Origin of the sequence: Thermomonas flagellata, from assembly GCF_022419185.1 — a bacterium.
Classification (GTDB): domain Bacteria; phylum Pseudomonadota; class Gammaproteobacteria; order Xanthomonadales; family Xanthomonadaceae; genus Thermomonas; species Thermomonas flagellata.
In genome coordinates this window covers 99,650-125,217 of sequence record NZ_JAJOZK010000004.1, presented here as the reverse complement: position 1 = coordinate 125,217, position 25,568 = coordinate 99,650, and the positions used below count along the sequence as shown (strand labels likewise).

The 25,568-nt window shown below is 74.0% G+C and carries 25 protein-coding genes, 1 other RNA gene and 1 riboswitch; of the genes, 4 read left to right on the top strand and 22 right to left on the bottom strand.

Annotated features, from left to right (window positions below; genetic code table 11):
- Positions 1 to 346 precede the first annotated feature (346 nt).
- From ftsZ to rsmI, 16 genes are all read right to left on the bottom strand, one after another.
- Positions 347 to 1,597: a cell division protein FtsZ gene (gene ftsZ / locus ML340_RS05445; RefSeq protein WP_240097493.1), complete on the bottom strand. Its 1,251-nt coding sequence runs from the start codon at positions 1,595 to 1,597 to the stop codon at positions 347 to 349.
- Between the two features lie 101 nt (positions 1,598 to 1,698).
- On the bottom strand, positions 1,699 to 2,934 hold the full coding sequence (gene ftsA, locus ML340_RS05440) for a cell division protein FtsA (RefSeq protein ID WP_240097491.1): 1,236 nt from the start codon (positions 2,932 to 2,934) through the stop codon (positions 1,699 to 1,701).
- A complete protein-coding gene (locus ML340_RS05435) occupies positions 2,931 to 3,713 on the bottom strand; it encodes a cell division protein FtsQ/DivIB (protein ID WP_240097489.1) in 783 nt (260 codons plus the stop codon). Before ML340_RS05435 ends, ftsA begins: the two co-directional genes overlap by 4 nt.
- The gene (locus tag ML340_RS05430) at positions 3,710 to 4,669 is read right to left on the bottom strand and encodes a D-alanine--D-alanine ligase (protein ID WP_240097487.1); all 960 of its coding nucleotides are present in this window, start codon (positions 4,667 to 4,669) and stop codon (positions 3,710 to 3,712) included. The genes ML340_RS05435 and ML340_RS05430 overlap by 4 nt, the downstream gene beginning before the upstream one ends.
- On the bottom strand, positions 4,666 to 6,114 hold the full coding sequence (gene murC / locus ML340_RS05425; RefSeq protein WP_240097485.1) for a UDP-N-acetylmuramate--L-alanine ligase: 1,449 nt from the start codon (positions 6,112 to 6,114) through the stop codon (positions 4,666 to 4,668). The genes ML340_RS05430 and murC overlap by 4 nt, the downstream gene beginning before the upstream one ends.
- Positions 6,111 to 7,193, bottom strand: coding sequence for an undecaprenyldiphospho-muramoylpentapeptide beta-N-acetylglucosaminyltransferase (gene murG / locus ML340_RS05420; protein ID WP_240097483.1), 1,083 nt, complete (start codon positions 7,191 to 7,193; stop codon positions 6,111 to 6,113). Before murG ends, murC begins: the two co-directional genes overlap by 4 nt.
- Entirely contained in the window at positions 7,190 to 8,506 is a 1,317-nt protein-coding gene (ftsW, locus tag ML340_RS05415) for a putative lipid II flippase FtsW (protein ID WP_240097710.1), read from the bottom strand. The genes murG and ftsW overlap by 4 nt, the downstream gene beginning before the upstream one ends.
- Positions 8,503 to 9,591 carry a phospho-N-acetylmuramoyl-pentapeptide-transferase gene (mraY, locus tag ML340_RS05410; RefSeq protein ID WP_240097481.1) on the bottom strand — a complete coding sequence of 363 codons (1,089 nt, stop codon included), beginning with the start codon at positions 9,589 to 9,591 and terminating at the stop codon, positions 8,503 to 8,505. The genes ftsW and mraY overlap by 4 nt, the downstream gene beginning before the upstream one ends.
- A complete protein-coding gene (locus ML340_RS05405) occupies positions 9,581 to 10,969 on the bottom strand; it encodes a UDP-N-acetylmuramoyl-tripeptide--D-alanyl-D-alanine ligase (protein WP_240097479.1) in 1,389 nt (462 codons plus the stop codon). The genes mraY and ML340_RS05405 overlap by 11 nt, the downstream gene beginning before the upstream one ends.
- On the bottom strand, positions 10,966 to 12,438 hold the full coding sequence (locus tag ML340_RS05400) for a UDP-N-acetylmuramoyl-L-alanyl-D-glutamate--2,6-diaminopimelate ligase (protein ID WP_240097478.1): 1,473 nt from the start codon (positions 12,436 to 12,438) through the stop codon (positions 10,966 to 10,968). Before ML340_RS05400 ends, ML340_RS05405 begins: the two co-directional genes overlap by 4 nt.
- Entirely contained in the window at positions 12,435 to 14,282 is a 1,848-nt protein-coding gene (locus tag ML340_RS05395; RefSeq protein WP_338064412.1) for a peptidoglycan D,D-transpeptidase FtsI family protein, read from the bottom strand. The genes ML340_RS05400 and ML340_RS05395 overlap by 4 nt, the downstream gene beginning before the upstream one ends.
- Entirely contained in the window at positions 14,279 to 14,548 is a 270-nt protein-coding gene (gene ftsL, locus ML340_RS05390; RefSeq protein WP_425608284.1) for a cell division protein FtsL, read from the bottom strand. The genes ML340_RS05395 and ftsL overlap by 4 nt, the downstream gene beginning before the upstream one ends.
- The gene (gene rsmH / locus ML340_RS05385; RefSeq protein WP_425608283.1) at positions 14,545 to 15,447 is read right to left on the bottom strand and encodes a 16S rRNA (cytosine(1402)-N(4))-methyltransferase RsmH; all 903 of its coding nucleotides are present in this window, start codon (positions 15,445 to 15,447) and stop codon (positions 14,545 to 14,547) included. The genes ftsL and rsmH overlap by 4 nt, the downstream gene beginning before the upstream one ends.
- Before the next feature lie 41 nt (positions 15,448 to 15,488).
- Complete coding sequence (locus ML340_RS05380; RefSeq protein WP_240097474.1) at positions 15,489 to 15,935, bottom strand: division/cell wall cluster transcriptional repressor MraZ; 447 nt, start codon at positions 15,933 to 15,935, stop codon at positions 15,489 to 15,491.
- Between the two features lie 590 nt (positions 15,936 to 16,525).
- An RNA gene (gene rnpB, locus ML340_RS05375) (RNase P RNA component class A) lies at positions 16,526 to 16,978 on the bottom strand.
- 38 nt (positions 16,979 to 17,016) lie between these two features.
- The gene (rsmI, locus tag ML340_RS05370) at positions 17,017 to 17,841 is read right to left on the bottom strand and encodes a 16S rRNA (cytidine(1402)-2'-O)-methyltransferase (RefSeq protein ID WP_240097472.1); all 825 of its coding nucleotides are present in this window, start codon (positions 17,839 to 17,841) and stop codon (positions 17,017 to 17,019) included.
- A gap of 65 nt (positions 17,842 to 17,906) precedes the next feature.
- On the opposite strand from rsmI, the gene ML340_RS05365 reads away from it, so the two are divergent.
- The gene (locus ML340_RS05365; protein WP_240097470.1) at positions 17,907 to 19,253 is read left to right on the top strand and encodes a penicillin-binding protein activator; all 1,347 of its coding nucleotides are present in this window, start codon (positions 17,907 to 17,909) and stop codon (positions 19,251 to 19,253) included.
- On the top strand, positions 19,250 to 19,618 hold the full coding sequence (locus ML340_RS05360) for a YraN family protein (protein WP_240097468.1): 369 nt from the start codon (positions 19,250 to 19,252) through the stop codon (positions 19,616 to 19,618). Before ML340_RS05365 ends, ML340_RS05360 begins: the two co-directional genes overlap by 4 nt.
- A gap of 230 nt (positions 19,619 to 19,848) precedes the next feature.
- Here ML340_RS05360 and ML340_RS05355 read toward each other — a convergent pair whose 3' ends face one another.
- The 6 genes from ML340_RS05355 to ML340_RS05330 form a co-directional block, all read right to left on the bottom strand.
- On the bottom strand, positions 19,849 to 20,496 hold the full coding sequence (locus ML340_RS05355; protein ID WP_240097466.1) for a hypothetical protein: 648 nt from the start codon (positions 20,494 to 20,496) through the stop codon (positions 19,849 to 19,851).
- Between the two features lie 259 nt (positions 20,497 to 20,755).
- A complete protein-coding gene (gene thiL / locus ML340_RS05350; protein WP_240097464.1) occupies positions 20,756 to 21,703 on the bottom strand; it encodes a thiamine-phosphate kinase in 948 nt (315 codons plus the stop codon).
- Between the two features lie 31 nt (positions 21,704 to 21,734).
- Positions 21,735 to 22,190 (bottom strand): transcription antitermination factor NusB, encoded by a 456-nt coding sequence (gene nusB, locus ML340_RS05345; protein ID WP_240097462.1) that lies wholly within the window; start codon positions 22,188 to 22,190, stop codon positions 21,735 to 21,737.
- The gene (gene ribH / locus ML340_RS05340; RefSeq protein WP_240097460.1) at positions 22,187 to 22,663 is read right to left on the bottom strand and encodes a 6,7-dimethyl-8-ribityllumazine synthase; all 477 of its coding nucleotides are present in this window, start codon (positions 22,661 to 22,663) and stop codon (positions 22,187 to 22,189) included. The genes nusB and ribH overlap by 4 nt, the downstream gene beginning before the upstream one ends.
- A 30-nt stretch (positions 22,664 to 22,693) precedes the next feature.
- Complete coding sequence (gene ribB / locus ML340_RS05335) at positions 22,694 to 23,800, bottom strand: 3,4-dihydroxy-2-butanone-4-phosphate synthase (RefSeq protein WP_240097458.1); 1,107 nt, start codon at positions 23,798 to 23,800, stop codon at positions 22,694 to 22,696.
- Complete coding sequence (locus ML340_RS05330) at positions 23,797 to 24,399, bottom strand: riboflavin synthase (RefSeq protein WP_240097456.1); 603 nt, start codon at positions 24,397 to 24,399, stop codon at positions 23,797 to 23,799. The genes ribB and ML340_RS05330 overlap by 4 nt, the downstream gene beginning before the upstream one ends.
- Positions 24,400 to 24,471: 72 nt before the next feature.
- A riboswitch (FMN riboswitch) is annotated at positions 24,472 to 24,644 on the bottom strand.
- A gap of 187 nt (positions 24,645 to 24,831) precedes the next feature.
- On the opposite strand from ML340_RS05330, the gene ML340_RS05325 reads away from it, so the two are divergent.
- Together ML340_RS05325 and ML340_RS05320 are read left to right on the top strand one after the other, a co-directional pair.
- On the top strand, positions 24,832 to 25,086 hold the full coding sequence (locus ML340_RS05325; protein WP_240097454.1) for a FitA-like ribbon-helix-helix domain-containing protein: 255 nt from the start codon (positions 24,832 to 24,834) through the stop codon (positions 25,084 to 25,086).
- Positions 25,083 to 25,511 carry a type II toxin-antitoxin system VapC family toxin gene (locus ML340_RS05320; protein ID WP_240097453.1) on the top strand — a complete coding sequence of 143 codons (429 nt, stop codon included), beginning with the start codon at positions 25,083 to 25,085 and terminating at the stop codon, positions 25,509 to 25,511. The genes ML340_RS05325 and ML340_RS05320 overlap by 4 nt, the downstream gene beginning before the upstream one ends.
- The last annotated feature ends 57 nt before the right edge of the window (positions 25,512 to 25,568 follow it).

The following is a 25,568-nucleotide window of genomic DNA, read 5'->3' as shown; positions in this document are numbered from 1 at the left end:
GCCGGACTGGCCCCGCCGGTCCCCGCGCCCGGCCACGGATGGCCGGGCGGGGTCATCCGGAGTCGATTTGCTGCGCCATGGAGGGCCTTCAGTCGGCCTGACGGCGCAGGGCGAGGCCGCGCGCTCGCGGGGCATGGCCCCGCGCGTGGCGGAGCGCCCGGCCACGGATGGCCGGGCGGGGCCATCCGGAGTCGATTTGCTGCGCCATGGAGGGCCTTCAGTCGGCCTGACGGCGCAGGGCGAGGACACGTACTCGCGGGGCATGGCCCCGCGCGTGGCCGAGCGCCCGGCCATGGACGGCCGGGCGGGGCCATCCGGCACCGGCCGCCTACGCCCGGGAAGGCCGTCAGTCCGCCTGTCGGCGCAGGAACGCCGGAATGTTCAGGTAGTCGTCCTTCGGCAGCTCGGCCGCGGCCGGCGCGGCATCCGCGTTGCGGCGCAACCCGGCGGCGATCCCGGCGCCCCCGCGCAGCGGCGGCGCGAACGGATCGGCCACGCTGTCGATCATCAGCCCGGTGGTGCCGTCACGCTTGGCCTGGGTGTTGATCAGCTGCACCTGCGGCCGGCGCGGGGCCTCCTGCGCGGCCTCGAAGCGCGGCTCGCCCTGGCCGCGGCCCAGCCCGCGCACGCCGGTGGCGCGGTTCAGGCCGGTGGCCACCACCGTCACCCGCACGTCGTCCTGCATCTCCGGGTCGAGCACGGTGCCGATGACCACGGTGGCGTCCTCGGAAGCGAACTGCTCGACCGTGCGGCCGACCTCGTCGAACTCGGCCATGGTGAAGTCCGGGCCGGCGGTGATGTTGACCAGGATGCCGTTGGCGCCGGTGAGGTTGACGTCGTCCAGCAGCGGGTTCTGGATCGCCGCCTCGGCCGCGGCCTGGGCGCGGTCGTCGCCGCGCGCGCTGCCGGTGCCCATCATGGCCAGGCCCATCTCGCTCATCACCGTGCGCACGTCGGCGAAGTCGACGTTGATCAGGCCCGGGCGCACGATCAGGTCGGCGATGCCCTGCACCGCGCCGAGCAGCACGTCGTTGGCGGCGCGGAACGCCTGCAGCATGGTCGCGTTGCGGCCGAGCACGGTGATCAGCTTCTCGTTCGGGATGGTGATCAGCGAGTCGCAGTGTTGGCTGAGCTCCTCGATCCCCTTGAGCGCGACCTGCATGCGCCGGCGGCCCTCGAACGGGAACGGCTTGGTCACCACCGCCACCGTCAGGATGCCCATCTGCTTGGCCAGCTGCGCCACCACCGGCGCCGCGCCGGTACCGGTGCCGCCGCCCATGCCGGCGGTGATGAACACCATGTCCGCGCCCTGCAGGGCGTCGATGATGGCGTCGCTGTCCTCCAGCGCGGCCTGGCGTCCGACCTCCGGGTTGGCGCCGGCGCCGAGCCCCTTGGTCACGCTGCCACCCAGCTGCAGCTGCACCCGCGCGCCGCAGTTCTTGATCGCCTGCGCGTCGGTGTTGGCGGTGATGAACTCCACCCCCTCGACGCTGCTGTTGACCATGTGCGCGACTGCGTTGCCGCCGCCGCCGCCGACCCCGATCACCTTGATCACCGCGTTCGGGGCCACCTTCTCGATCAGTTCGAAATGCGCCATGTCCGTGTCCTCCTGCTTGTTATGGATGTCTGTGCCCGTGTTGGATCGCCCGTCTCGCCCACCTGCCCGCCCGGCCGGCGCGCCCTCGCGCCGGCCCTGGTTCAGAACGCACCGCCGTACCAGTCCTTGAGTTTCTTCAGCAGGCCGCCGGCGCGGCCGCCGCCCAGCACCGCGCGCGGCGGCGCCTTGATCTGGCTGCCCATCAGCAGCAGCCCCACCCCGGTCGCATGCACCGGGTTGCCGACCACCTCGCCGAGGCCGGTGACGTGCTGCGGGATGCCCACCCGCACCGGCATCTGCAGCATCTCCTCGGCCAGCTCGACCACGCCCTCCATCTTGGCGGCGCCGCCGGTCAGCACCATGCCCGCGCGCACCAGCTGCTCGAAGCCGGAGCGGCGCAGCTCGGCCTGCACCAGCTCGAAGATCTCCTCGTAGCGCGCCTGCACCGCCTGCGCCAGCGCGTGCCGCGGCAGCCGCCGCGGCGGGCGGTCGCCGACGCTGGGCACCTGGATGCTCTCCTCGGCGCGCGCCAGCTGCGCCAGCGCGCAGGCATAGCGCACCTTGATCTGCTCCGCCTCGGGGGTCGGCGTGCGCAGCATGTGCGCGATGTCCTCGGTCACCTTGTCGCCGGCCACCGGCAGGCTGGCGGTGTGGCAGATCGCGCCGTGCACGAACACCGCGATGTCGGTGGTGCCGGCGCCGATGTCCACCAGCGCCACCCCGAGCTCCTTCTCGTCCGCGGTCAGCACCGCGGTGCTGGAGGCGAGCGAGGACAGGATCAGCTGGTCCACCTGCAGCCCGCAGCGCTGCACGCACTTGCCGACGTTGGCGGCGGCCGACTTGGCGCACACCACCAGGTGCGCATGCACCTCCAGCCGCACCCCGCTCATGCCGACCGGGTTGCGGATGCCTTCCTGCGAGTCGTCGAGCACGTAGTCGCGCGGGATCGCATGCAGGATCTCCTGGTCGGCCGGGATCGCCACCGCCTTGGCCGCTTCCAGCACGCGGTCGAGGTCGGCATGGCTGACCTCGCCGTCGCGGATCGGCACGATCCCCGGCGAGTTGCGGCACTGCACGTGGTTGCCGCTGATCGACGCGTACACCCCGCGCACCTCGCAGCCGGCCATCAGCTCGGCCTCCTCGACCGCGCGCTGGATCGACTGCACGGTGGAGTCGATGTCGACCACCACCCCGCGGCGCAGGCCGCGCGATTCGTGGGTGCCGATGCCGATCACCTCGATCGGCTCGCCCGGGGCGTACTCGCCGACCAGCGCGGAGACCTTGGAGGTGCCGATGTCGAGGCCGACGATCAGCGTCTTGTCGCCCTTGCGGTTCATGTCCGTCCTTGTGGCTGCAGGCGCGGGTGCGGCAGGGCCGCGACCGGCGCCGGGAGGGGGGAAGCGGGGCGCGCCGCCGGGGCGGGCGCCGCCGGCGCGCCCCACAGCAGCGAGAAGCCGTTGGTGTAGCGCAGGTCGGCGCGCACCAGCGGGCGCGCGCCGGGCTGCGCGCGCAGCCGCGGCAGCAGCGGCGCGAAGCGCGCCAGCCGCGCCTGCGGCTGGTCGCGGCCGAGCACCACCTGTACGCCGTCGGCCAGCTGCACGCTCCAGCTGCCGCGCGCGTCGAGGGCCACCCCGCGCACGCCGGGCAGCAGGGTGCGCGCCTGGCGGTACAGCGCCAGCACCTCGCCGGCGCGCGCGTCGGGGCCGTCCAGCGCGGGCAGGCCGGGCGGCAACGGCAGCCCGGGCAGGACCGGGAACGGCTGCCCGCCGACGGAGAGCAGGCGGTCGCGGCCCCAACGCGCGACCGGGACGCGCTCGCGGATGCGCACCTCCAGCACGTCCGGCCAGTGCTTGCGCACCTCCGCATGCTCGACCCACGGCAGCGCCGCGACCGCGGCGCGCACCGCATCCAGATCCACTGCGAAGAAACCGCGCTGCGCATACGGCCGCACGACCTCGCGCAGGCGCGCCTCGTCCACCCGCTCGGCCCCCTGCACGCGCAGGGTGCGCAGCGGCCAGTGCCCGGCGCCGATCCAGCCCTGGACCACCGCCACCACCGGCAGTGCCACCAGGAACAGGGCCAGCAGCCAGCCCAGCGGGCGCCACAGCGCGTTCATGCGCGCGCCTCCAGGGTCTGCTCCAGGATCCGCCAGCACAGCTCCTCGAACCCGATGCCCAGCTGTGCCGCGGCCTTCGGCACCAGCGAGTGGCTGGTCATGCCGGGGGCAGTGTTGACCTCCAGCAGCTGCAGGCGGCCGTCGCCGGCGCGCATCACGTCCACCCGCCCCCAGCCGCGGCCGTCGACCGCGCGGAACGCGGCCAGCGCCAGCGCGCGGATCGCCGCCTCCTCGGCGCCGGTGAGCCCGGGGCACAGGTACTGGGTGTCCTCGGCCACGTACTTGGCCTGATAGTCGTACCAGCCGCCCTTGGGCACGATCCGGATCGACGGCAGCGCAAGCTCGCCGAGGATGCCGACGGTCAGCTCGTCGCCGACGACCATCTCCTCCATCAGCATCTCGCCGCCATAGGCCCGGGCCACCGCCTCGGCGGCGGCGAGGTCGGCCTCCGCCTGCACCCGCGCCACGCCGACGCTGGAGCCCTCGCACGAGGGCTTGACGAACACCGGCAGGCCCAGCCCGCGCGCGGCGGCGCGCAGGTCGGCACCGGGCGCCAGGCGCACGAAGCGCGGGGTGGGCAGGCCGGCCGCGATCCACACCTGCTTGGTGCGCACCTTGTCCATGGTCAGCGCGCTGGCCAGCACCCCGCAGCCGGTGTAGGGCACGCCGAACGCCTCCAGCAGCCCCTGCAACACGCCGTCCTCGCCGCCGCCGCGGCCGCCGTGCAGGATGTTGAACACCCGGTCGATGCGGCCTGCGACCAGCGCCTCGCGCAGGGCCGGGATGCCGTCCACCGGCTGCGCGTCGATCCCGCGCGCGCGCAGGGCCGCCAGCACGTTGCGGCCGGAATCGAGCGAGACCTCGCGCTCGGCGCTGCTGCCGCCGAGCAGGACCGCGACCCGGCCGAACGCAGCCGGGTCGGCGGTGCGCAGCGGCGGCAGGGCGGCCGCGCTCATGCGCCGCCCTCCGCCAGCCCGGTCCGCGCCAGCTGCTGCGCGGCGGCGCCGATGTCGCCGGCGCCCATCATCAGCAGCAGGTCGCCGTCGCGCAGCACGTCCGGCAGCGCCGCGGCCAGCTCGGCCGCGCCGCCCACCAGCACCGGCTCGACCCGCCCGCGGGTGCGGATCGCGCGCGCCAGCGCCTTGGCGTCCGCACCCGCGATCGGCGCCTCCCCGGCCGGGTAGACCTCGGTCAGCAGCAGCGCGTCCGCAGTGGACAGGACCGCGGCGAAGTCGTCGAACAGATCGCGCGTGCGCGAATAGCGGTGCGGCTGGAACGCCACCACCAGGCGCCGCCCCGGCCAGCCGCCGCGCGCGGCCTCGAACACCGCCGCCAGCTCGCGCGGGTGGTGGCCGTAGTCGTCCACCAGCACCGCGCTGCCGCCGCCCGGCAGGGCCAGGGTCGCCAGCTGGTTGAAGCGGCGGCCGATCCCGGCGAAACGCTCCAGCGCCGCGGCGATCTGCGCCTGCCCGACCCCGAGCTGCCAGCCGACCGCGGCCGCGGCCAGCGCGTTCTGCACGTTGTGGCGGCCGGGCAGCGCGAGGGTGCAGGCGGTACGGCTGGCGTCCGGCAGGCACAGGGTGAAGTGCATGCGCGCGCCGTCCTGGCGCACGTCCTCGGCGCGCACGTCGGCCTGCGCGGCGAAGCCATAGGTGACGACGTGGCGCGGGGTGGACTCGGCCAGCGCCGCCACCTCCGGGTCGTCCACGCACAGCACCGCCAGCCCGTAGAACGGCAGCCGGTGCAGGAACTCGGCGAACGCCGCGCGCACCCGCGCGAAGTCGCCGCCGTAGTTCTCCAGGTGGTCGGCGTCGATGTTGGTCACGATCGCAATCACCGGGTTCAGGCGCAGGAAGCTGCCGTCGCTCTCGTCGGCCTCCGCCACCAGCCACGCGCCCTTGCCCAGGCGCGCGTTGGCGCCCGCGGCCAGCAGCTGGCCGCCGATCACGAAGGTCGGATCCATCCCACCCTCGGCCAGCACGCTGGCGGTCAGCGAGGTGGTGGTGGTCTTGCCGTGGGTGCCGGCCACCGCGATCCCGTGCTTGAAGCGCATCAGCTCGGCCAGCATCTCCGCGCGCGGCACCACCGGGATGCGCTGCGCGCGCGCCTCCAGCAGCTCCGGGTTGTCGGCGCGGATCGCGCTGGAGACCACCACGCAGTCGGCGTCGAGCACGTTGGCGGCGGCATGGCCCTTGTGGATCACCGCGCCGAGCGCGGCCAGCCGGCGGGTGGTGGCGTTGTCGGCCTGGTCCGAACCGCTGACCTGGTAGCCGAGCGTGCACAGCACCTCGGCGATGCCGCTCATGCCGACCCCGCCGATGCCGACGAAATGCACCCGCGGGAAGGCGCGCGCCAGGTCGCGCAGTTGCTGCAAGCGCTGGTGGTAGGTGGGCAGGCTCATCGCCGGGTCTCCTCGATCGTGGCCAGCACCGCATCGGCGACCTCCGCCGCCGCCTGCGGGCGCGCCAAGGCGCGCGCGGCCTCGGCCATCGCCAGCCGTCGCACCGGGTCGGCGGCCAGCTCCGCCAGCACCGCCTGCAGGCGCGCGGCAAGCTGCTCCGACTGCGGCAGCAGCAGCGCGGCGCCGCGCTCGACCAGGTACTCGGCGTTGCGGGTCTGGTGGTCGTCCACCGCCTGCGGGAACGGCACCAGCACGCTGCCGACCCCGGCCGCGCACAGCTCGGCCAGAGTCAGCGCGCCGGCGCGGCAGACCACGAGGTCGGCCCAGGCATAGGCCGCGGCCATGTCGGCGATGAACGGCTCCACCCGCGCCGGCACCGCGGCCGCGGCGTACGCCGCGCGCGCCTCCTCCAGCAGCTTCTCGCCGGCCTGGTGCCAGACCTCGACCGCCGCCTGCAGCGGCGCCAGCGCCTGCGGCAGCGCGGCGTTGAGGGCGCGCGCGCCCTGGCTGCCGCCCAGCACCAGCAGCCGCAGCGGGCCGGCATGCGCGAACTGGCGCGCGGCCGGCGGCGGCAGCGCGGCGATCGCCGCGCGCACCGGGTTGCCGACCACCTGCTCGCGCGCGAATGTGCCGGGGAAGCCGACCAGCACCCGCCGCGCCAGCCGCGCCAGCACCCGATTGGTGAGGCCGGCCGCGCGGTTCTGCTCGTGCACCAGCAGCGGGATCCCGGCCAGCCGCGCCGCCAGCCCGCCCGGCCCCGCGGCGTAGCCGCCGAAACTGAGCACCGCCTGCGGCGCGCGCGCGCGCAGCACCGCGCCGGCCGCGCGCACCGCGCGCAGGATCCGCAGCGGCGCGCCCAGCAGCGCGGCCGCGCCCTTGCCGCGCACGCCGGCGATGGCCAGGGTGTCCAGCGCGATGCCCTGCGCCGGCACCAGCCGGGTCTCCATCGCCCCGGCCGCGCCCAGCCAGGTCACCTCCGCCCCGCGCTCGCGCAGGGCCTGCGCCACCGCCAGCCCGGGGAAGATGTGGCCGCCAGTGCCGCCGGCCATGATCAGCACGCGCGCGCCCGTCCCGCTCATCGCGGCCTCCGCGCCGACAGCGCGTCGGCAGGCGCGGCGAACACCGGCTCCACCCGCGGCCGGCGCAGCGCCGCGGTGCGCACCGGCGCGTCCGCCAGCGGCGGCTGCGCGGTGTGCGGCGGCTGCCCCACGCTCGGCTGCTGCGCCTGCGCCTGTCGCTGCGCGACCCGGCGCACGGCGCGCTCGTACTCGTACGAGACCCGCAGCAGCAGGCCAAGCGCGGCGCAGGTCATCAGCACGCTGGAGCCGCCGGAGGACACCAGCGGCAGGGTCAGGCCCTTGGTAGGCAGCAGCCCGAGGTTGACCCCGATCGACACCAGGCTCTGCAGGCCTAGCCACAGCGCCACCCCGAACGCGCTGTAGGCGGCGAAGTGGCGGCCGCGCTCGACGCACTTCAGGCCCAGCCACAGCGCGCGCCCGACCAGCAGCGCATACAGCCCGATCACCGCGACCACCCCGACCAGCCCGAGCTCCTCGGCGATCACCGAGAAGATGAAGTCGGTGTGCGCCTCCGGCAGGTAGGACAGCTTCTGCACCGAAGCGCCGAGGCCGACCCCGAACCACTCGCCGCGGCCGATGGCCATCAGCGCGTTGCTGAGCTGGTAGCCGGCGCCGAGCTGGTCCTGCCACGGGTCCATGAACGAGGTCACCCGGCGCAGGCGGTAGGGCTCGAGCACCACCAGCGCCACCAGTGCCGGCAGCAGCAGCAACACCGGCGCGGCGATCCGCCCCACCGGCGCGCCGCCGAGCACCAGCAGGCCGGCGGTGATCCCCAGCAGCAGCACCGAGGAGCCGAAATCCGGCTGCACCAGCAGCAGCAGCACCAGCAGCCCGACCACCGCGACCGGTTTGAGCATCGCGCCCCAGGTCGCCACCACGTCCTCGTTGAAGCGCTTGAGATAGCTGGCCAGCCACAGGATGTAGAGCAGCTTGACCGCCTCCACCGCCTGGAAGTTGGCCACCCCCAGGTTGAGCCAGCGGCGCGCGCCGTTCACGGTCTTGCCGATGCCGGGCACGTAGACCAACAGCAGCAGCACGACCGCGGCCAGCAGCAACCACTTGCTGTGCGCCTCCAGGTCCTTGAGGTCGGTACGCATCAGCCAGCCGGCCAGCCCGAGGCCGATGGCGAGGAACACCAGGTGGCGGCTGAGGAAGTACCACGGGCCGACCTCCATCCCGGCACCGGCGATCGCGGCCGAGCCGACCATCACCACCCCGAGGCAGGCCAGCGCGACCGACGCGCCCAGCAGCCACGGGTCGAAGCGGCCCGGGATCTCGTGGGTCGGAGTGGCTTGGCGCAGGCGGTCCATCAGCGCACCTTCAGGGTCGCCAGGCCGATGAGCACCAGCACCACGCTGATGATCCAGAAGCGCACGATCACCCGCGGCTCCGGCCAGCCCTTCAGTTCGAAGTGGTGGTGGATCGGCGCCATCCGGAACACGCGCCTGCCGGTCAGCTTGAAGCTGGCGACCTGGATCATCACCGAGAGGGTCTCGACCACGAAGATCCCGCCCATCACCACCAGCACCAGTTCCTGGCGCACGATCACCGCGATCGTGCCGAGCACCGCCCCGAGCGCGAGCGCGCCGATGTCGCCCATGAACACCATGGCCGGGTAGGTGTTGAACCACAAAAAGCCGAGGCCGGCACCGGCGATCGCGGTGCACACGATGATCAGCTCGCCGGCGCCGGGCACCCGCGGGATCTGCAGGTAGTGCGCGAAGGCGGCGTGCCCGGAGGCGTAGGCGAACACGCCCAGCGCGCAGGCCACCAGCACGGTCGGCATGATCGCCAGCCCGTCGAGACCGTCGGTCAGGTTGACCGCGTTGGAGAAGCCGACGATCCACAGGTAGGCGATTGCCACGAACCCGACCCCGGCCAGCGGCAGCGCCACCGACTTGAACAGCGGCACGTAGAAGGTGGTGGCCGCCGGTACGTCGGCGAACGCGTACAGGTACACCCCGGCGGCGAGCCCCAGCAGCGATTGCAGCGCGTACTTGGTGCGCGAGCGCATGCCGTTGGGGTCGCGCCGGACGATCTTGATCCAGTCGTCCCACCAGCCGATCGCGCCGAAACCGAGCATCACCGCCAGCACGACCCAGACGTACTTGTTGCGCAGGTCTGCCCACAGCAGCACGCTGGCGGCGATCGCCAGCAGGATCAGCGCGCCGCCCATGGTCGGGGTACCGGCCTTGGAGAAATGCGACTGCGGGCCGTCCTGGCGGATCGGCTGGCCGCCGCTCTTGAGCCCGGCCAGGTAGCGGATCATCCCCGGCCCCCACCACAGCGAGAACGCCAGCGCGGTCAGCGCGGCGAGGATGGCACGGAAGGTCAGGTAGCCGAACAGGTTGAAGTGGCCGAACCACTTCTCCAGCCACAGTGCCAGTTCAAGCAGCATGGGAGCCTCCCTCGCCCGTCGCGGGCTGGCGCTCCAGCAGCGCCGTCACGATCCGATCCATCGCGCTGCCGCGCGAGCCCTTGACCAGCACCCGCACGCCCGGGTGCAGGGCCTGCTGCAGCGCCTGCGCCAGCGCGGCGTGGTCGGGATACACCTGCGCGCCGGCGCCGAACGCTGCCGCCGCGTGCGCGCTCAGCGCGCCCAGCGCGAACAGCCGCACCACTCCGGCGGCCTTGGCGTGCGCGCCGGCCTGCGCGTGCAGCGCGACCTCGTCGCTGCCTAGCTCGCGCATATCGCCGAGCACCAGCCACGGCTCGCCGCCGGCCGCCACCAGCGCCTCCACCCCGGCCGCGAGCGAGGCCGGGTTGGCGTTGTAGCTGTCGTCGATCAGCCACGCGCCGCCGGGCAGGCGGTGCTGCTGCTGGCGGCCGGCGACCGGGCGCGCATCGCCCAGGCCGGCGGCGATCTGCTCGGGCGCGAGCCCCAACGCATGCCCGATCGCCGCCGCCGCCAGTGCATTGCGCACGTTGTGGCGGCCCGGCAGGGCGAGCGCGACCGCGGCCTCGCCGGCCGGGGTGACCAGCACGAAGCGGCTGCCTGCGCCCTCCAGCACGAGCGCGCGCGCGCCGACCTCGGCGTCGCTGTCCAGCCCGAAGCGCAGCCGCGCGTGGTCGCCGGCCTGCGCCGCGAAATAGGCGGCGAACGCATCGTCGGCATTGATCACCGCCGTGCCGCCCGGGCGCAGGTCGGCGTACACCGCGGCCTTGGTCGCGGCGATCCCGAGCAGGCTGCCCATGCGCTCCAGGTGCGCCGGGCCGATGTTGTTGACCAGGCCGACGTCGGGCGGCGCGACCGCGGTCAGGTAGGCGATGTCGCCGGGCGCGCCGGCCCCCATCTCGTACACCGCGAAGTCGGCGTCCTCCGGCGCCTCCAGCACCGCCAGCGGCAGCCCGATCTCGTTGTTGCGGTTGCCCGGGGTGGCGTACACCCGCCCGGCACGCGCCAGCACCGCGGCGGTCAGGGTCTTCACGCTGGTCTTGCCGTTGCTGCCGGTGATCGCCACCACCCGCGTGCGCGTGCGTTCGCGCTGCACCGCGCGCGCCAGGTCGGCCAGCGCGCGGCGGGTGTCGGCCACCACCACCTGCGGCAGGTCCGACGCCTGCGGCCGCGCCACCAGCGCGGCCACGCAGCCGCCGGCCGCGGCCGCAGCGAGGTGCGCGTGCCCGTCGAAGCGTTCGCCGGCCAGCGCCACGAACAGCGGCGCGCCCGCCACCGGCAGCGCGCGGGTGTCGGTCGCCACCGCGTCCACCGTGCGGTCGGCGCCGTGCAGGCGGCCGCCGGTGGCGGCGGCGATCCACGCCAGCAGGCGCGGGGTCATGGCCGCCCCTCCAGCGCCGCGCGCGCGACCTGCACGTCGTCGAACGGATGCCGCACGCCCGCGATCTCCTGGTACGGCTCGTGGCCCTTGCCGGCGATCAGCACCACGTCGTCCGCGCCGGCGCCCGCCACCGCCTGCGCGATCGCGGCGGCGCGGTCGCGCTGCACCTGCACCGCCTGCGGGCGCGCGAAGCCGGCGACGATGCCGGCCACGATCGCATCGCCGTCCTCGCCGCGCGGGTTGTCGTCGGTCACGATCACCACGTCGGCCAGGCGCTCGGCGATCGCCGCCATCTGCGGGCGCTTGCCGGCGTCGCGCTCGCCGCCGCAGCCGAACACGCACCACAGGCGGCCGGCGGTGTGCCCGCGCAGCGAGGCCAGCGCCTGCTCCAGTGCGTCCGGGGTGTGCGCGTAGTCCACCACCACCAGCGGGCGGCCGTCGCCGCCCAGGCGCTGCATGCGCCCGTCCACCGGCAGCAGCTGCGACAGGGTCTGCGCGACCAGCGCCGGCGCCATCCCCAGCGCGTGCAGGGTGGTCGCCACCGCCAGCAGGTTGTCCACGTTGAAGCGCCCCAGCAGCGGCGAGCGCACCGGGTGCGCCTGGCCGCCGGCATGCAGCAGGAAGCCGATGCCGTCGGCGTCCAGGCGCAGGTCCTCGGCGCGCACGCTGGCGCCGGGCGCCCCGCGCGAAGAGAAGCCGAACGCACGCACCTTGCCGCGCACGCGTTCGTACAGCTCGCGGCCGAACGGGTCGTCCAGGTTGACCGCCGCCGCGCGCAGGCCCGGCCAGTCGAACAGCTTGGCCTTGGCCGCGCCGTAGCGGGCCATGTCGCCGTGGTAGTCGAGGTGGTCGCGGGTGAGGTTGGTGAACACCGCGACGTCGAACTGCACGCCGTCCACCCGGCCCTGGTCGAGGGCGTGCGAGGACACCTCCATCGCCAGCGCCTGCGCGCCTTCGTCGCGCAGCTGCGCGAGCAGCGCGTGCAGGCGCAGGACCAGCGGGGTGGTGAAGCCGGTCGGCACCGCCTGCGGCCAGATCCCGGCGCCGAGCGTGCCCAGGGTGCCGGCCTTCTGCCCGCGCAGGGTCCAGGCCTGCGCCAAGAGCTGCACGGTCGAGGTCTTGCCGTTGGTGCCGGTGACGCCGACGGTGGTCATCGCCGCGCTGGGATGGCCGTGGAAGGTGTCCGCCATCGCGCCCAGGCGCGCGCGCAGGCCGGGGACCGGGATCGCATCCGGCGGGGGCGGCAGCTCCGGCGGCGCCGGCGGCTCGTACAGCACCGCGGCCGCGCCGGCGGCCTTGGCCGCATCCGCGAAGTGCAGCCCGTGCGCGCCGAACCCGGCGATCGCGACGAACGCATCGCCCGGGCGCACCTCGCGGCTGTCCTGCACCAGCCCGGTGACCGCCAGTTCCGCGGCCAGGCCCTCCAGCTCCGGCAGCAGTTCGCCGAGCAGCATGGCGCGCGTGGTCATGGCGCCCTCCCGCCGGCGGCCGCTGCCAGCGGCGCCTTCTGCCGGCGCGCCTCGGCCTGCGCCTGCGCCGCGAGCCAGGCATCGAGGTCGTCCGGCGGCACGTCCATCAGCCGCAGCGCGCCTTCCATCACCGCGCGGAACACCGGCGCGGAGACCACCCCGCCGTAGTAGCCCTTGCGCGCCGGGTCCGGGTCGTTGACCGCCACCACCATCGCAAAGCGCGGGTGCGCGACCGGCACCAGCCCGGCGAAATAGCCGATGTAGCGGCGCGAGTAGCCGCCGGCGCTGGCCTTGCGCGAGGTGCCGGTCTTGCCGGCCACGTGGTAGCCGAGGATCGCGGCCTGGGTCGCGGTGCCGCCCGGCTCGGTCACGGTCTGCATCATGCGCAGCACCTCCTGCGCGACCTTGGGGTCCAGCACCCGCCGCGGCGGGGTGTGCTGGCCCTTGACGAAGGTCGGCTGGTGCAGCAGGCCGCCGTTGCCGAGCGCGGCATAGGCCACCGCGATCTGCAGCGGGGTCACACTCAGGCCGTAGCCGTAGCTCATGGTCTGCTTGGTGGTGCCGCTCCAGCGCGCCGGGGGCGGGAACAGCCCGGCCGCCTCGCCGGGGAAGCCGCTGCCGGTGCTGCGGCCGTAGCCGAACCGGCGCAGGAAGGCGTCGAACTGGGCGTCGCTCAGGCGGCGCGCGATCAGCGCCGCGCCGACGTTGGAGCTCTTGCGGATCACCCCGGTGGTGTCCAGCACGCCGTAGTTGTGGGTGTCGGTGGTGCGGTACTTGCCGTTCGGGATCCAGCCCGGGTTGGTGTCGAACAAGGTGTGCGGGGTGATGACCCCGGCCTCCAGCGCGGCCGCCACCGTCAGCGGCTTCATGGTCGAGCCCGGCTCGAGCAGGTCGGTGACCGCGCGGTTGCGGTGGGCGTCGCGCACGCTGCCGTTGACCGCGTTCGGGTTGAAGCTGGGCAGGTTGGCCATCGCCAGCACCTCGCCGGTGGCCACGTCCAGCACCACCGCCGAGCCGCTGCTGGCGCCGGTCTCCAGCAGCGCGTTGCGCAGCTCGCGGTAGGCCAGGTACTGGATGCGGCGGTCGATGCTCAGGACCAGGTCGCGGCCGGGCTGCGCCGGGCGCACCAGGTCCACGTTCTGCACGATCCGGCCGCGGCGGTCGCGGATCACCCGCTTGATCCCGGGGGTGCCGCGCAGCCAGTCATCGAACGCGAGCTCCAGGCCCTCCTGGCCGCGGTCGTCGACGTTGGTGAAGCCGAGCACGTGCGCCAGCGCCTCGCCCTGCGGGTAGAAGCGGCGGTACTCGCGCTGGCTGGCGACGCCGGGGATGTCGAGCGCCAGGATGCGGCGCGCCTCGTCCGGGTTGATCCGGCGCTTGAGGTAGACGAACTCCTTGTCGGCGCGCTGGCTCAGGCGGGTGGTGAGCTCGTCCAGCGGCATGCCCAGCGCCTGCGCCAGCGCCGGCAGGCGGTCGGGCACCTTCAGCAGCTCCTTCGGGTTGCCCCAGATCGACTCGACCGGGGTCGAGATCGCCAGCGGCTCGCCGTTGCGGTCGCTGATGGTGCCGCGCGAGACCGCGATCGGGATGTCGCGCAGGAAGCGGGCGTCGCCCTGGCGCTGGTAGAAGTCGCTGTCCACCACCTGCAGGTCGACCGCGCGCACCAGCAGCGCGACCGAGCACAGCCCGAGCAGACCGCCGACCAACAATACCCGCCGGCGCAGGTCGGGCCCGCGCGCCGGGGTACGCGGGCGCGGCGAACCGGCGCGCGCGCCCTCGCGGCGCGGCGCGGCCGCCGCGGGGCCGCGGCCGATCCAGCGCTGCAGGAAGTCCGGCCGCTTCATCGCCGCAGCACCACCGTGTCCTCGCCGCGCGGGAACAGCATCCCCAGCCGCTGCCGGGCGACCTGGTCCACCCGCGTGCTCTCGGCCCAGGTCGCCTGCTCCAGCTGCAGGCGGCCGTACTCGATGTTCAGCTCGTCGCGCGCGCGCTCCAGGCGGTTGAGCGCGATGAAGGCCTGGCGGTGCTCGTGGCGGTCGCGCACCAGCAGCAGCGCGCTGGCCACATTGGCCAGCACCAGCAGCGCGAGCAGGACGCCACGCAGGCTCATGCCGCCTCCCCCAGGCGCTCGGCGACGCGCAGCACGGCGCTGCGCGCGCGCAGGTTGGCCGCCACTTCCGCCGGCGCCGCCTTGCGCGCGCCGCCGAGCAGGCGCAGGGTCGGGGTGAACGCGGCCGCCACCGGCAGCCGCCGGTTGGCCGGCGGCGCCTTCGCATGCCGGGCCATGAACTGCTTGACGATCCGGTCTTCCAGCGAATGGAAGCTGATCACGACCAGCCGCCCGCCCGGCTTCAGGCGCGCCAGCGCCGCGTCCAGCCCGGCGGCGAGGTCGTCCAGCTCGCGGTTCACGTGGATGCGGATGGCCTGGAAGCTACGGGTGGCCGGATGGATCCTGCCGTCGCCGCGCGGCACCACCTGCGCGATCAGCGCGGCCAGCTGCGCGGTGCGCACGAGCGGCTGCTCGCCGCGGCGGGCCACGATCGCGCGCGCGATCCGGCGCGCGTGGCGCTCCTCGCCGTAGGTCCACAGCACGTCGGCGATCTCCTGCGCGGAGGCGCGCGCCAGCCACTCGGCCGCGCTCTCGCCGGCGCCGGGATCCATGCGCATGTCGAGCGGGCCGTCCTTGCCGAAGGCGAAGCCGCGCGCGGCCTCCTCCAGCTGCGGCGAGGACACGCCGAGGTCGAACAGCACCCCGTCCAGCCCGGCGGCGGTGGCGTCCCAGCCGGCGAGCGCGGCGAAGCTGGCGTGCCGCCAGGCCACCCGCGGATCGGCCTCGGCCAGCGCCGCGGCCACCGCGATCGCGTCGGGGTCCTTGTCCATCACCAGCAGGCGCCCTCCGGGCCCGAGTCGTTGCAATACCCCGCGGGCGTGCCCGCCACGCCCGAACGTGCCATCCAGATACGTCCCGTCCACCTTCACCGCGAGGCCCTCCATGACCTCCGCGAACATCACCGGCAGGTGGGCGGACCCGGCGTCCGCGCCACCGCCGCTCACAACGCCAGATCCCGCAAGTCGTCGGCGAGGTCGGCATCCCCCAGGGTCTGCCGCATCTGCGCCAGGTGCGCCTGCTCGCTCCACAGCTCGAACCGGTCGCCCATGCCCAGCAGCACCGCGCGCCGCTCGATCCCGGCGGTCGCGCGCAGGCTGGCCGGCAGGCTGAGGCGCCCGTTGCCGTCCGGCTCCAGCACCGCCGCCGCGGCCACCAGCTTGCGGCGCAGCATGCGCACCTGCGCCGACTGCATGCCGCGCGCATTGAGCTGGTCGCGCAGTTGCTCCCAATGCGGCAGCTGCAGCAGCCACAGGCAGCCGTCCTCGTAGGGGTTGTAGGCCACCACCAGGCGGTTGCCGCAGGCGCGCGCGACCAGATCGCGGTAGGCGGTCGGGATCGCCAGCCGGCCCTTGTCGTCGATGGTGATGGCGGTCTCGCCCTGGAACATGGCCCTGCCTGGGTCCCCGTCTGGCGCGGAGTTGATCGGGAGGAAAACCACGGATTCCCCGGTTTTCCCACTTGCTCCCACCTTAGGCCTGCCACCCCCGACTGTCAACAACTTCCTGCAGGAACTTTCACCTTTGCCGTCAACGACTTGCGGCAATCTTCAGAGACTTGTTCAAAGCTTATCCACAACCCCATGTTTTGTCTCAAATTTTGAGACTGGGGTCGAAAATCGGCCGCCGCAGCGCCACCCGCGCGGCCCCTGCCCGCCGCCGCAATCGCCTGCCGCCCCCGCGGGATCGCGCCCACCGGGCGTGATGCCCGCACTCCGGCGGCGCGGGTTGGCCAACGGCAGCGGGCGCACCCGCCTGCATGGGATGCCCCGCGCTCGCCGCCGCGCCTGGGGCGGGCGCGCGTGACCGGGCAACCAAGGTGCGGCATCGACGGCCTGCGGCGGACCCGCCCGCCCTGCCGCCGGCCCGGCAGGCGGGGGCCCCGCATCGCGATCGGCCGCATGCGGCGCTTGCGCGCAGGGGATCGGCGCGGCGGCCCGGTGGACGCGCCCCAGGCGAGCGCGCGCGTCCTTCGAAGAAGTGGCGGAGCCGGCCGATAAGCCGGGTTCTGTCGGCACTTGCGCGCCGCGGCAGTCATTCCTCTCGGCGCGGCGTCACCGCCGCGCTCCAGCAGCCTACCCGGATCCGGCGCGGGCCACGCCATCGGATCCCTATTTGGCCTTGCTCCCGGTGGGGTTTGCCGTGCCGGTCGGTTACCCGACTCGCGGTGCGCTCTTACCGCACCATTTCACCCTTGCCTGTGCCCTGCCACCCCTTTGCCGCCTGTGCAGGGGACTGGGTCGGCTGCGCCGCCCAGTCCGACTGCGGACCGCATGGGTCCATGGCGGCAAAGGGGTGGCAGGGCCATCGGCGGTATCTTTCTGTTGCACTTTCCGTCGGCTCGCGCCGCCCAGGCGTTACCTGGCACCGTGCCCTGTGGAGCCCGGACTTTCCTCGGCATCCTCTCGGATGACGCGACTGCCTGGCCGGCTCCGCCGGGGCGGATTGTCGCACGCGCCGGCGGCGTGCGCCTCAGCCGCCGTACAGCGCCTTGCGCGGCGCGCCGGACAGCTCCGCGGCGAGCTTGGCCGCGGTGGACGGCGGCAGGTGTTCCTTCAACCGGGCGTACAGGCGCAGGCCTTCGGCCACCTTGGCGTCACCGTCCTCGGCGGCGCCCTGCACCAGCAGCACGAACTCGCCCTTGCGCTGGTCGGGATCGGCCTCGAGCTGCGCCAAAAGGCCGGACAGGCTGCCGTCCCGCACGGTCTCGAACAGCTTGGTCAGCTCGCGCGCCAGCACCGCGGGGCGCGCATCGCCGAAGATCGCCGCCATATCGGCCAGGGTCTCGACGATGCGGTGCGAGGATTCGTAGAAGATCAGCGTGCGCGCCTCGCCGGCCAGCGCCTGCAGGCGTTCGCGCCGGGCCGCCGCCTTGGCCGGCAGGAAGCCCTCGAACGCGAAACGGTCGCTGGGCAGCCCGGCCACGCTGAGCGCGGCGATGAGCGCGCTGGCACCCGGCACCGGGCTGACCTTCACCCCCGCCGCGCGCGCCGCGCGCACCAGCCGGAAGCCGGGATCGGACACCAGCGGGGTGCCGGCATCGCTGACCAGCGCCAGCGACTCGCCGCCGAGCAGGCGCGCCACGATCCGCTGCGCGACCGCCTCCTCGTTGTGCTCGTGTAGCGCCAGCAGCGGGGTGGCGATGCCGAACTGCGCCAGCAGCTGGCCGGTGCGGCGGGTGTCCTCGGCGCAGATCGCCGCCACCTCGCGCAGCACCTGCTGCGCACGCGGCGAGAAGTCGCCGAGGTTGCCGATCGGGGTGGCCACCACGTACAGGCATCCCGCCGCTTGCGCCATCACCCGCCGTCCCGTGTTGCCTGCATGGGTAGAATCCTAGCCGGTTCCCGACCGAGCACCCGCCCGTGACCCTGCGTCCTCTCCTGTTCCTGCTGCTGGCGGCGCTCCTGGCCGGCTGCGCCGGCCCGCGCGTGCAGCCGGCACCGGTGGTGCGCGAGCATCCGCTGATCGGCGAGGCGCGGGCGCTGGCGCGCGAGCAGCAGGCCCTGCACGGCCCCGCGCGGCGCGCCGCCGCCGGCCGCATCGAGGCGCTGCTGGCGCAGCTGGACGACGCCACCCTGGCGCGCGAGGCCGCCGCGCTGCCGGCCGGGGATCCGCTGTATGCCTTCGCCGGGCGTGCCCTGCTCAACCGCGGCCTGCCGCTGCCGCGCCCATTCGACCGCAGCCAGTGGAAGCTCGACAGCGCCGACTGGCCGCCGGCCGAGCGCGACGGCTACCGCCCGCCGACCGAGGTCGCGCTGCTGCTGCCGCTGTCCGGGCCGCAGGCGGCGGTGGCCGCGGCGGTGCGCGACGGCTATCTGGCCGGCTACTACGACGAGACCCGGCGCCGGCCGCAGCTGCGCTTCTACGACACCGCGAAGGCCGGCGGCGCCGGCGCGGCGCTGGCGCGTGCGGTCGCCGACGGCGCCGATCTCGTGGTCGGCCCGCTCGCCCGCGAGGAGGTGGATGCGGTGTTCGGCGGCCGCGAGCCGCCGCTGCCGGTGCTGGCGCTCAACCGCGGCGAGCACCTGCCGCCGGCCGGCGATGCCAGCTTCTCGCTGTCGCCCGAGGACGAAGGCGTGGCCGCCGCCGAATTCCTGCTCGAGCGCGGCGCGCGCCGGGTGCTGGTGGTCGCCGGTAGCGAGGACGTGCAGCAGCGCGCCGCGCGCGCGCTGCAGGAGCGGCTGCAGGCGCGCGGGGCGCAGGTACTGGGGCCGCTGGCCTACCGGCCGGGACTGGCGTTGGCGCCGCAGACCCCGGCGCCGGACGCGGTGTTCCTGGCCCTGAAGGCGGCACAGGCGCGCGAGCTGGCGCCGCGGCTGGCGCGGGCCGGGCTGGCCGGCATCCCGCGGGTCGCCACGTCGCAGGTCGCGCTGGGCACCGGCAAGCCGGCCGAGGACGCCGCGCTGGACGGCCTCGTGTTCCCGACCGAGACCTGGAGCGTGCGCCGCCTGCCCGGGCGTCCGACCCCGGAGGACGCCGCGGCGCGGGTGGCCAGCGCGCGCGGCCCGGCGGCGCGCCTGTTCGCCTTCGGCTACGACGCCTGGCTCTTGACCGCCTACCTCGAGCACCTGGCGCTGGACCCGAATGCACGGGTGCAGGGCCTGACCGGGCGGCTCGGCCTCGACGGCTTCGGCTACGTGGTGCGGCAGCCGAGCTGGAGCCGCTTCCAGGGCGGCCGCGCGCTGCCGCTGGACGAACGCACGCCATGACCGCGCGGGCGCGCGGCGCCGCGGTCGAAGCCGCCGCCCTCGCCTGGCTGCAGCAGCAGGGCCTGCGCCTGCTCGCACGCAATGCCCACAGCCGCGGCGGCGAGCTGGATCTGGTGATGGAGGACGCCGGCAGCCTGGTGTTCGTGGAGGTGCGCTACCGCGCCGGGCGCGGCTTCGGTGGCGGCGCGGCGTCGGTGGATGCCGGCAAGCGCCGGCGCCTGGTGCAGGCGGCCGCGGCCTGGCTCGGCGCGCACCCGGCGCTGGCCATGCGCCCATGCCGGTTCGACGTGGTGTTGGCCAGCGGCAACCCGCACGCCCCGCGGTTCGACTGGCAGCGCGCCGCGTTCGACGCCGACGAGGGGTGACCCGCCCCCCGCTCGCCGCCGCATCCGGCGCGCGCCTGCCACTCGGCGATCCGGAAACCCTTGCGCGCAGCGAAGCGCGTTTCGACCCGGATCGCACCTTCCATCCGAGCCAGCCACCCCGCCGCACTGCGCGCGACGGCGCCCGCACGCGCCCACTCCCCGCCGCCTATGACGAGCCGCGAACAACGGCCTGCATCCGCTGGCCGTTATTTTGCAGACACGCAAGGTCATCAACCGCTAGCGGGCGGCCTGCAACACGAGCCGCATGCGCAGCATTCCATGGCGCCGCAACAGGTCATGGTCAGGCCAGAACCATCGGCGCATCCAGTCGTGCAGCAATTGGAACCTTGGCGAATGCCGACGATCGGGAGCGGCGCATTTGTCGCCACCGGAACCGTCAAGGCCTGGCAAGCTCCGGTTTTGACGCTCGTCGCTTCTCGGTCGAACTCTGGCGTTGCCGTGGCGCTGACCCTGAAACCGCCGCCAGGGCCCGACAACTCCATGGAAGCAGGCTGGCCCTCGTACGCGACGAGCGACGGCTCGCCCAGGATCACCCATGCCCCCGAGATCTGCTCCATGACAACCATATCGATGCGCACCGTGCCCTTTCCTGCGGGGCCCTTCCCGCCGGGAGCAGCGGTTGCCTGGATGCGATAGGCGCCGCTGTTCTTCTTCGCATCTGCAATGACCACGACCGCCGGCGAACCGAAGGCCACCGTGAATTTGGGGGTTGCAACCCTCGCCCCACCCTTCTCGACGGCGATGTCGAGCCTGTAAACATTCGGGCTTTCGCGGTTGCCCGCATGGGCGGCAGCAATGCCGAGCAAGGCCAGCAGCCCACCTGCCACGACGGCCATCCCCCGTCCGCGGATGTTCATGACGCCCCCATTCAAGCCCGGTCGAACCTGCCGCTCAAGCGGTCTAGCGGATGCTATTTTTGGCGAGGTGTCTTTTCAACGACGTTGCTGGCGGATCATCTGCGCATTTGGTTTTCGCAAGCGCTCGCGGCCCGCCCCATGCTGGCCTTGGGCGTACAGGCCATGCGCAAGCGGTAACGGCGGGTGACGCGCCGCGAGCGGGCGCGCGCACCGTTCGCCCGCGACCGGCCGAGCAGCAACAGGGAATTCCCGAATCGCCCTATGCGAAATGCTGGTAACCCGGCGCCAGCGGGCCGAAGCCGTCCAGGCCGGTGCAACGCACTTCGCTGCCGGCGACGATCCGGCCGATCCGCGCCAGCGGCAGCCCCAGCCGCGCGCCCAGCGCCTGCACGGCCTCGCGCTGCGCGGCCGGGGCGGTGAAGCACAGCTCGTAATCGTCGCCGCCGGTGGCCTGCAGCACGCGGCGGCGGTCGCCGGCGAACGCGGCCTGCAGCGCGGGGCTGGCCGGCAGGGCGTCGGCCGCGATCTCGGCACCGACGCCGCTGGCGCGGCAGACATGCGCCAGATCCGCCAGCAGGCCGTCGCTGATGTCGATGCAGCTACTGGCCACCCCGCGCAGCGCCAGCCCCAGCGCCACCCGCGGCATGGGGCGGTCCAGCCGCGCGCGCAGCGCCGGCGCCATCGCATGTCCCGCCCGCCATTGCGCCAATGCAGCGGCGGCATCGCCCAGGGTGCCGCTGACCCACACCTCGTCGCCGACGCCCGCCCCATCCCGGCGCAGGGCCGCGCCCGCCGGCACGCAGCCATGCGCGGTGACCGTGATCGCCAGCGGGCCGCGGGTGGTGTCGCCGCCGACCAGCGTCATGCCGTAGTCCTGCGCCAGCGCCAGGAACCCGTCGCAGAACGCGTCCAGCCACGCCGCGTCGGCCTGCGGCAGGCTCAGCGCCAAGGTGCACCAGGCCGGCTGCGCGCCCATCGCGGCAAGATCGGACAGATTGACCGCCAGCGCCTTCCAGCCAAGGTCGGTAGGCGCGGTGTCGGCCGGGAAATGCACCCCGGCGTTGAGGGTGTCGGTGGTGACCGCCAGCAGCATGCCCGGCGGCGGCGCCAGCAGCGCGCAGTCATCGCCGATCCCCAGCACCACGTCGGCACGCGCCGCCACGCGCCGGCGGATGCGCGCGATCAGGTCGAATTCGCGTTCGGACATGCGGCGTGCGTCACGGCCCGCGCGGGACGGATCATTTCTTCGCTTCCACGCCGCGCAGGAGCGCGGCCGCCTGGTCCAGCACGCCGTTGACGTAAGTGTGGCCGTGCTCGGAGCCGAAGCGCTTGGTGGAATCGATGGCCTCGTTGATCACCACCCGGTACGGCACGTCCGGCCGGTGCAGCAACTCGTAGGCGGCGATCCGCAGGGCCGCGCGCTCGACCGGGTCGACCTCGGCGATACTGCGGTCCAGGTGCGGGGCCAGCGCCTGGTCGACCTGCGCCAGGTGGCGCAGCACGCCGCGCACCAGGTCCTCGAAATATTCGAGATCGGCCGCCTCGCGCGCCTGCTCGTGCGCGAACTGCGCCAGCAGCGCGCGTTCGTCCTGCGGGTTGGCCTGCCAGGCGTAGATCGCCTGCAGCGCGCGCCGGCGCGCGCGCGCGCGCAGCACCGGGTCGATGCCATCGGGTCGGCGGCGATGCGTGCTCATGCCAGCTCCTGCAGCTTGCGGCGCAGGTCGGCCATCTCGATCGCGACCAGCGCGGCCTCCTCGCCCTTGTTGCCGTGGCTGCCGCCGGCGCGGGCCGCGGCGTCCTCGAAGCGTTCCACCGCGAGCACGCCGTTGGCCACCGGTACCCCGGTGTCGAGCGCGACCCGCAGCAGCCCCTGGGCGGCGCCATCGGCGATCTGCTCGTAGTGGCGGGTGTCGCCGCGCACCACGCAGCCGAGCGCGACGATCGCCGCATAGCGGCCACGCAGGGCCAGCTCGCGCGCCGCCTGCGGCAGCTCCCACGCGCCCGGCACGCGCACCACGTCCACCTGCGCCTCCGGCACCCCGTTGGCGAGCAGGGCCGCGCGCGCGGACGCCACCAGCGCGTCCACGATGCGCGGGTTCCAGCGGCTGGCGAGGATGGCGAAGCGGGCGTGCGCGGCGGCGCGCAGGTCGCCTTCGAGATGCGGCATGGCGGTCGGATGCGGCGGAGGGCCTGCAGTTTAGCGCGCCGGCAGCGGCAGGTACTCCACCACCTCCAGGCCGTAGCCGGCCAGCCCGACCTGGCGGCGCGGGGTGCCCAGCACCCGCAGCCGGCGCAGGCCGAGGTCGGCCAGGATCTGCGACCCGGCACCGGTGCGCCGCCACTGCGCCAGCGCGCCGGCCTTCGTCGGCGGCGGCGCCGGCTGCTCGCGCAGGCGCGCCAGCAGCGCCTCGGGGTCGCTCGCCTCGCCGAGCAGCACCAGCACCCCGCGCCCTTCGCCGGCGATCATCGCCAGCACGTCGCCTACCAGCGGGCCGAAGTCGGCGCGCCGCCAGTGCAGCGCGTCCGCCAGCGGGTTCTGCGCCTGCACCCGCACCAGCACCGGGTCGGCCGCGTCCCAGGCGCCGCGCGCCAGCGCGAAGTGCAGGCCGCGGCTGAGGCGGTCGCGGTAGGTGTGCAGGGTGAACGGCCCGTGGTCGGTCGCGATCGGGCGGCTGTCGATCCGCTCCACCGTGTGCTCGGTTTCGAGGCGATGGCGGATCAGGTCCTCGATCGAGCCGATCTTCAGCCCGTGTTCGCGCGCGAACACCTCCAGCTCGGGCCGGCGCGCCATCGTCCCGTCGGGATTGAGGATCTCCACCAGCACCCCGGCCGGCTCGAAGCCCGCCAGCCGCGCGAGGTCGGAGGCCGCCTCGGTATGCCCGGCGCGGGTCAGCACCCCGCCCGGCTGCGCCATCAGCGGGAAGATGTGGCCGGGCTGGCGCAGGTCGGACGGCCGCGCGTCCGGACGCACCGCGGTGCGGATGGTGTGCGCGCGGTCGTAGGCGCTGATGCCGGTGGTGACGCCCTCGGCGGCCTCGATGCTGACCGTGAAGTTGGTGTGGTGCGGCGAGGTGTTGTCGCGCACCATGGGATGGAGGTCCAGCTGGGCGCAGCGCTCGCGGGTCAGGGCCAGGCACACCAGCCCGCGCGCGTGGGTCACCATGAAGTTGATGTCCGCGGGCCGGACCAACTCGGCGGCCATGATCAGGTCGCCCTCGTTCTCGCGGTCCTCGTCGTCGACCACCACCACCATGCGTCCGGCGCGCAGCTCGTCCAGCAGTTCCGGGATGCCCGCGAAGCTCATGCCCAGCCCTCCGTCTGCCGCAGGCGTTCCAGATAGCGCGCCAGCAGGTCCACCTCGAGGTTGACCGCCGCGCCGACGCGCAGGGCGTGGAAGGCGGTGTGCACCACCGTGTGCGGGACCAGCGCGACCTCGAAGCCGGCCTCGTCCACGGCGTTCACGGTCAGGCTGACGCCGTCCACGCACACCGAGCCCTTGTGCGCGATGTAGCGCAAGAGCCCGCGCGGCGCGGAGAAGCGCCAGCGCACCGCGCGCGCGTCCTCCCAGCAGGACTCCGCCTCGCCCAGCCCGTCCACGTGGCCGCTGACCAGGTGCCCGCCGAGGCGGTCGGACGGCCGCAGCGCGCGCTCCAGGTTCAGCGGCGCGCCGAGCGGCAGCCGCCCCAGCGTGGTCAGCGCCAGCGTCTCGTTGGAGGCATCCACCGCGAAGCTGCGCGCATCGAATTCGACCACGGTCAGGCAGCAGCCGTTGATTGCGATGCTCTCGCCCAGCCGCACGTCCTCGAAGGGCAGCGTGCCGGCCTCGACCACCAGGCGCGCATCGCCGCCGCGCACCTCGCGCGCGCGCAGCGCGCCGACGCCCTCGATCAATCCTGTGAACATGTCCACAAGTCTCCCGCATGGCACGGGAAACGCCCGCAAGGCGCGCGCAGACGCGCGGCGGAGGCCGCGCGGGTGCGTCTTCTTCCTTCCGGACTGTGACCGTCGGCCCCGGCCTGCGACCGGGTCTGCTGACCTTCCCGCCGGCCCGGCCGGGAAGCGCTCGCGGGCTCGCGCGGGCCGCCCCTCGCCGAGGGAACGCCGCGCCTACCGCCGGTGGGGACTTCCACCCCGCCCTGAAGACGTTTCGTGAATGATGTGGTGCCGGCGAACCGGCCCGGGAAGTCTAGCACTGCGCGGCGCGGACCCGGACATGGCGCAAACCTGCCGGCACGCCGGCGGGGGATCAGCGAACGCAAACGCCTCAGCGGTCATCCGCGGCGCGATGGCAATTTGCTAAATTGCAATCAACCCGGCATGGCGAGAACCCCTACGATGCGCTCCGTGACCATCCGAAATCTGCCTGAGGAGGTGCACCGCGCGATCCGTGCACGCGCCATGCGGCACGGGCGTAGCGTCGAAGCCGAGCTGCGCGAGATCCTGGAGGCGGCAGTGCGTCCGCGCAGGCGGGTCGAACTGGGCTCCCGACTCGCCGCGGCCGGTCGCAAGGCCGGGGTCAGCGAAGCCGAGGTTACCGCCCTTAGGAGCATGCGTGGCAACAGTCCGGCCCGGGCGGCACGCTTGGAATGATCCTGCTGGACACCAACGTCGTGTCGGAACCATTGCGGCCCGCACCCGACGCCGGCGTCATCGCCTGGCTGGACGCCCAGCCGCTGGAAACGCTGTACCTGTCAAGTATCACGGTGGCCGAACTGCGCGCTGGGGTGGCGCTGCTGCCGAAAGGCAGGCGTCGCGACAGGCTGCATGTGACCGTCGAGCGCGAGGTGCTGCCGCTCTTCACCGGGCGCGTGCTGCCGTTCGACCTGTCCTGCACCCAAGCGTATGCAGACGTGCTGCTCGCCGCCCGGCGTGCCGGCAGCCCGATCGCGACGGCCGATGCGCTCATCGCTGCTGTCACAAGCACCCATGGCCTGCTGGTGGCGACCCGTGATGCCACGCCGTTCCGGACCGCCGGGCTGACCGTGATTGATCCATGGAGCACCGAGCGCGGTTAGGCAGCAAAGACTGCCCTGATTGAACAGCATGCAGGCGGCATGCATCCGCGCAATGCC

Bases quoted from the DNA above. Each gene is read 5' to 3' on its own strand.
- ftsZ (WP_240097493.1), bottom strand. From the start codon at position 1,597: ATGGCGCATTTCGAACTGATCGAGAAGGTGGCCCCGAACGCGGTGATC.
- ftsA (WP_240097491.1), bottom strand. From the start codon at position 2,934: ATGAACCGCAAGGGCGACAAGACGCTGATCGTCGGCCTCGACATCGGC.
- ML340_RS05435 (WP_240097489.1), bottom strand. From the start codon at position 3,713: ATGAACGCGCTGTGGCGCCCGCTGGGCTGGCTGCTGGCCCTGTTCCTG.
- ML340_RS05430 (WP_240097487.1), bottom strand. From the start codon at position 4,669: ATGAGCGCGGCCGCCCTGCCGCCGCTGCGCACCGCCGACCCGGCTGCG.
- murC (WP_240097485.1), bottom strand. From the start codon at position 6,114: ATGAGCCTGCCCACCTACCACCAGCGCTTGCAGCAACTGCGCGACCTG.
- murG (WP_240097483.1), bottom strand. From the start codon at position 7,193: ATGAGCGGGACGGGCGCGCGCGTGCTGATCATGGCCGGCGGCACTGGC.
- mraY (WP_240097481.1), bottom strand. From the start codon at position 9,591: ATGCTGCTTGAACTGGCACTGTGGCTGGAGAAGTGGTTCGGCCACTTC.
- ML340_RS05405 (WP_240097479.1), bottom strand. From the start codon at position 10,969: ATGACCCCGCGCCTGCTGGCGTGGATCGCCGCCGCCACCGGCGGCCGC.
- ML340_RS05400 (WP_240097478.1), bottom strand. From the start codon at position 12,438: ATGACCACGCGCGCCATGCTGCTCGGCGAACTGCTGCCGGAGCTGGAG.
- ML340_RS05395 (WP_338064412.1), bottom strand. From the start codon at position 14,282: ATGAAGCGGCCGGACTTCCTGCAGCGCTGGATCGGCCGCGGCCCCGCG.
- ftsL (WP_425608284.1), bottom strand. From the start codon at position 14,548: ATGAGCCTGCGTGGCGTCCTGCTCGCGCTGCTGGTGCTGGCCAATGTG.
- rsmH (WP_425608283.1), bottom strand. From the start codon at position 15,447: ATGTTCGCGGAGGTCATGGAGGGCCTCGCGGTGAAGGTGGACGGGACG.
- ML340_RS05380 (WP_240097474.1), bottom strand. From the start codon at position 15,935: ATGTTCCAGGGCGAGACCGCCATCACCATCGACGACAAGGGCCGGCTG.
- rsmI (WP_240097472.1), bottom strand. From the start codon at position 17,841: ATGGCGCAAGCGGCGGGATGCCTGTACGTGGTGGCCACCCCGATCGGC.
- ML340_RS05360 (WP_240097468.1), top strand. From the start codon at position 19,250: ATGACCGCGCGGGCGCGCGGCGCCGCGGTCGAAGCCGCCGCCCTCGCC.
- ML340_RS05355 (WP_240097466.1), bottom strand. From the start codon at position 20,496: ATGAACATCCGCGGACGGGGGATGGCCGTCGTGGCAGGTGGGCTGCTG.
- thiL (WP_240097464.1), bottom strand. From the start codon at position 21,703: ATGTCCGAACGCGAATTCGACCTGATCGCGCGCATCCGCCGGCGCGTG.
- nusB (WP_240097462.1), bottom strand. From the start codon at position 22,190: ATGAGCACGCATCGCCGCCGACCCGATGGCATCGACCCGGTGCTGCGC.
- ribH (WP_240097460.1), bottom strand. From the start codon at position 22,663: ATGCCGCATCTCGAAGGCGACCTGCGCGCCGCCGCGCACGCCCGCTTC.
- ribB (WP_240097458.1), bottom strand. From the start codon at position 23,800: ATGAGCTTCGCGGGCATCCCGGAACTGCTGGACGAGCTGCGCGCCGGA.
- ML340_RS05330 (WP_240097456.1), bottom strand. From the start codon at position 24,399: ATGTTCACAGGATTGATCGAGGGCGTCGGCGCGCTGCGCGCGCGCGAG.
- ML340_RS05325 (WP_240097454.1), top strand. From the start codon at position 24,832: ATGCGCTCCGTGACCATCCGAAATCTGCCTGAGGAGGTGCACCGCGCG.
- ML340_RS05320 (WP_240097453.1), top strand. From the start codon at position 25,083: ATGATCCTGCTGGACACCAACGTCGTGTCGGAACCATTGCGGCCCGCA.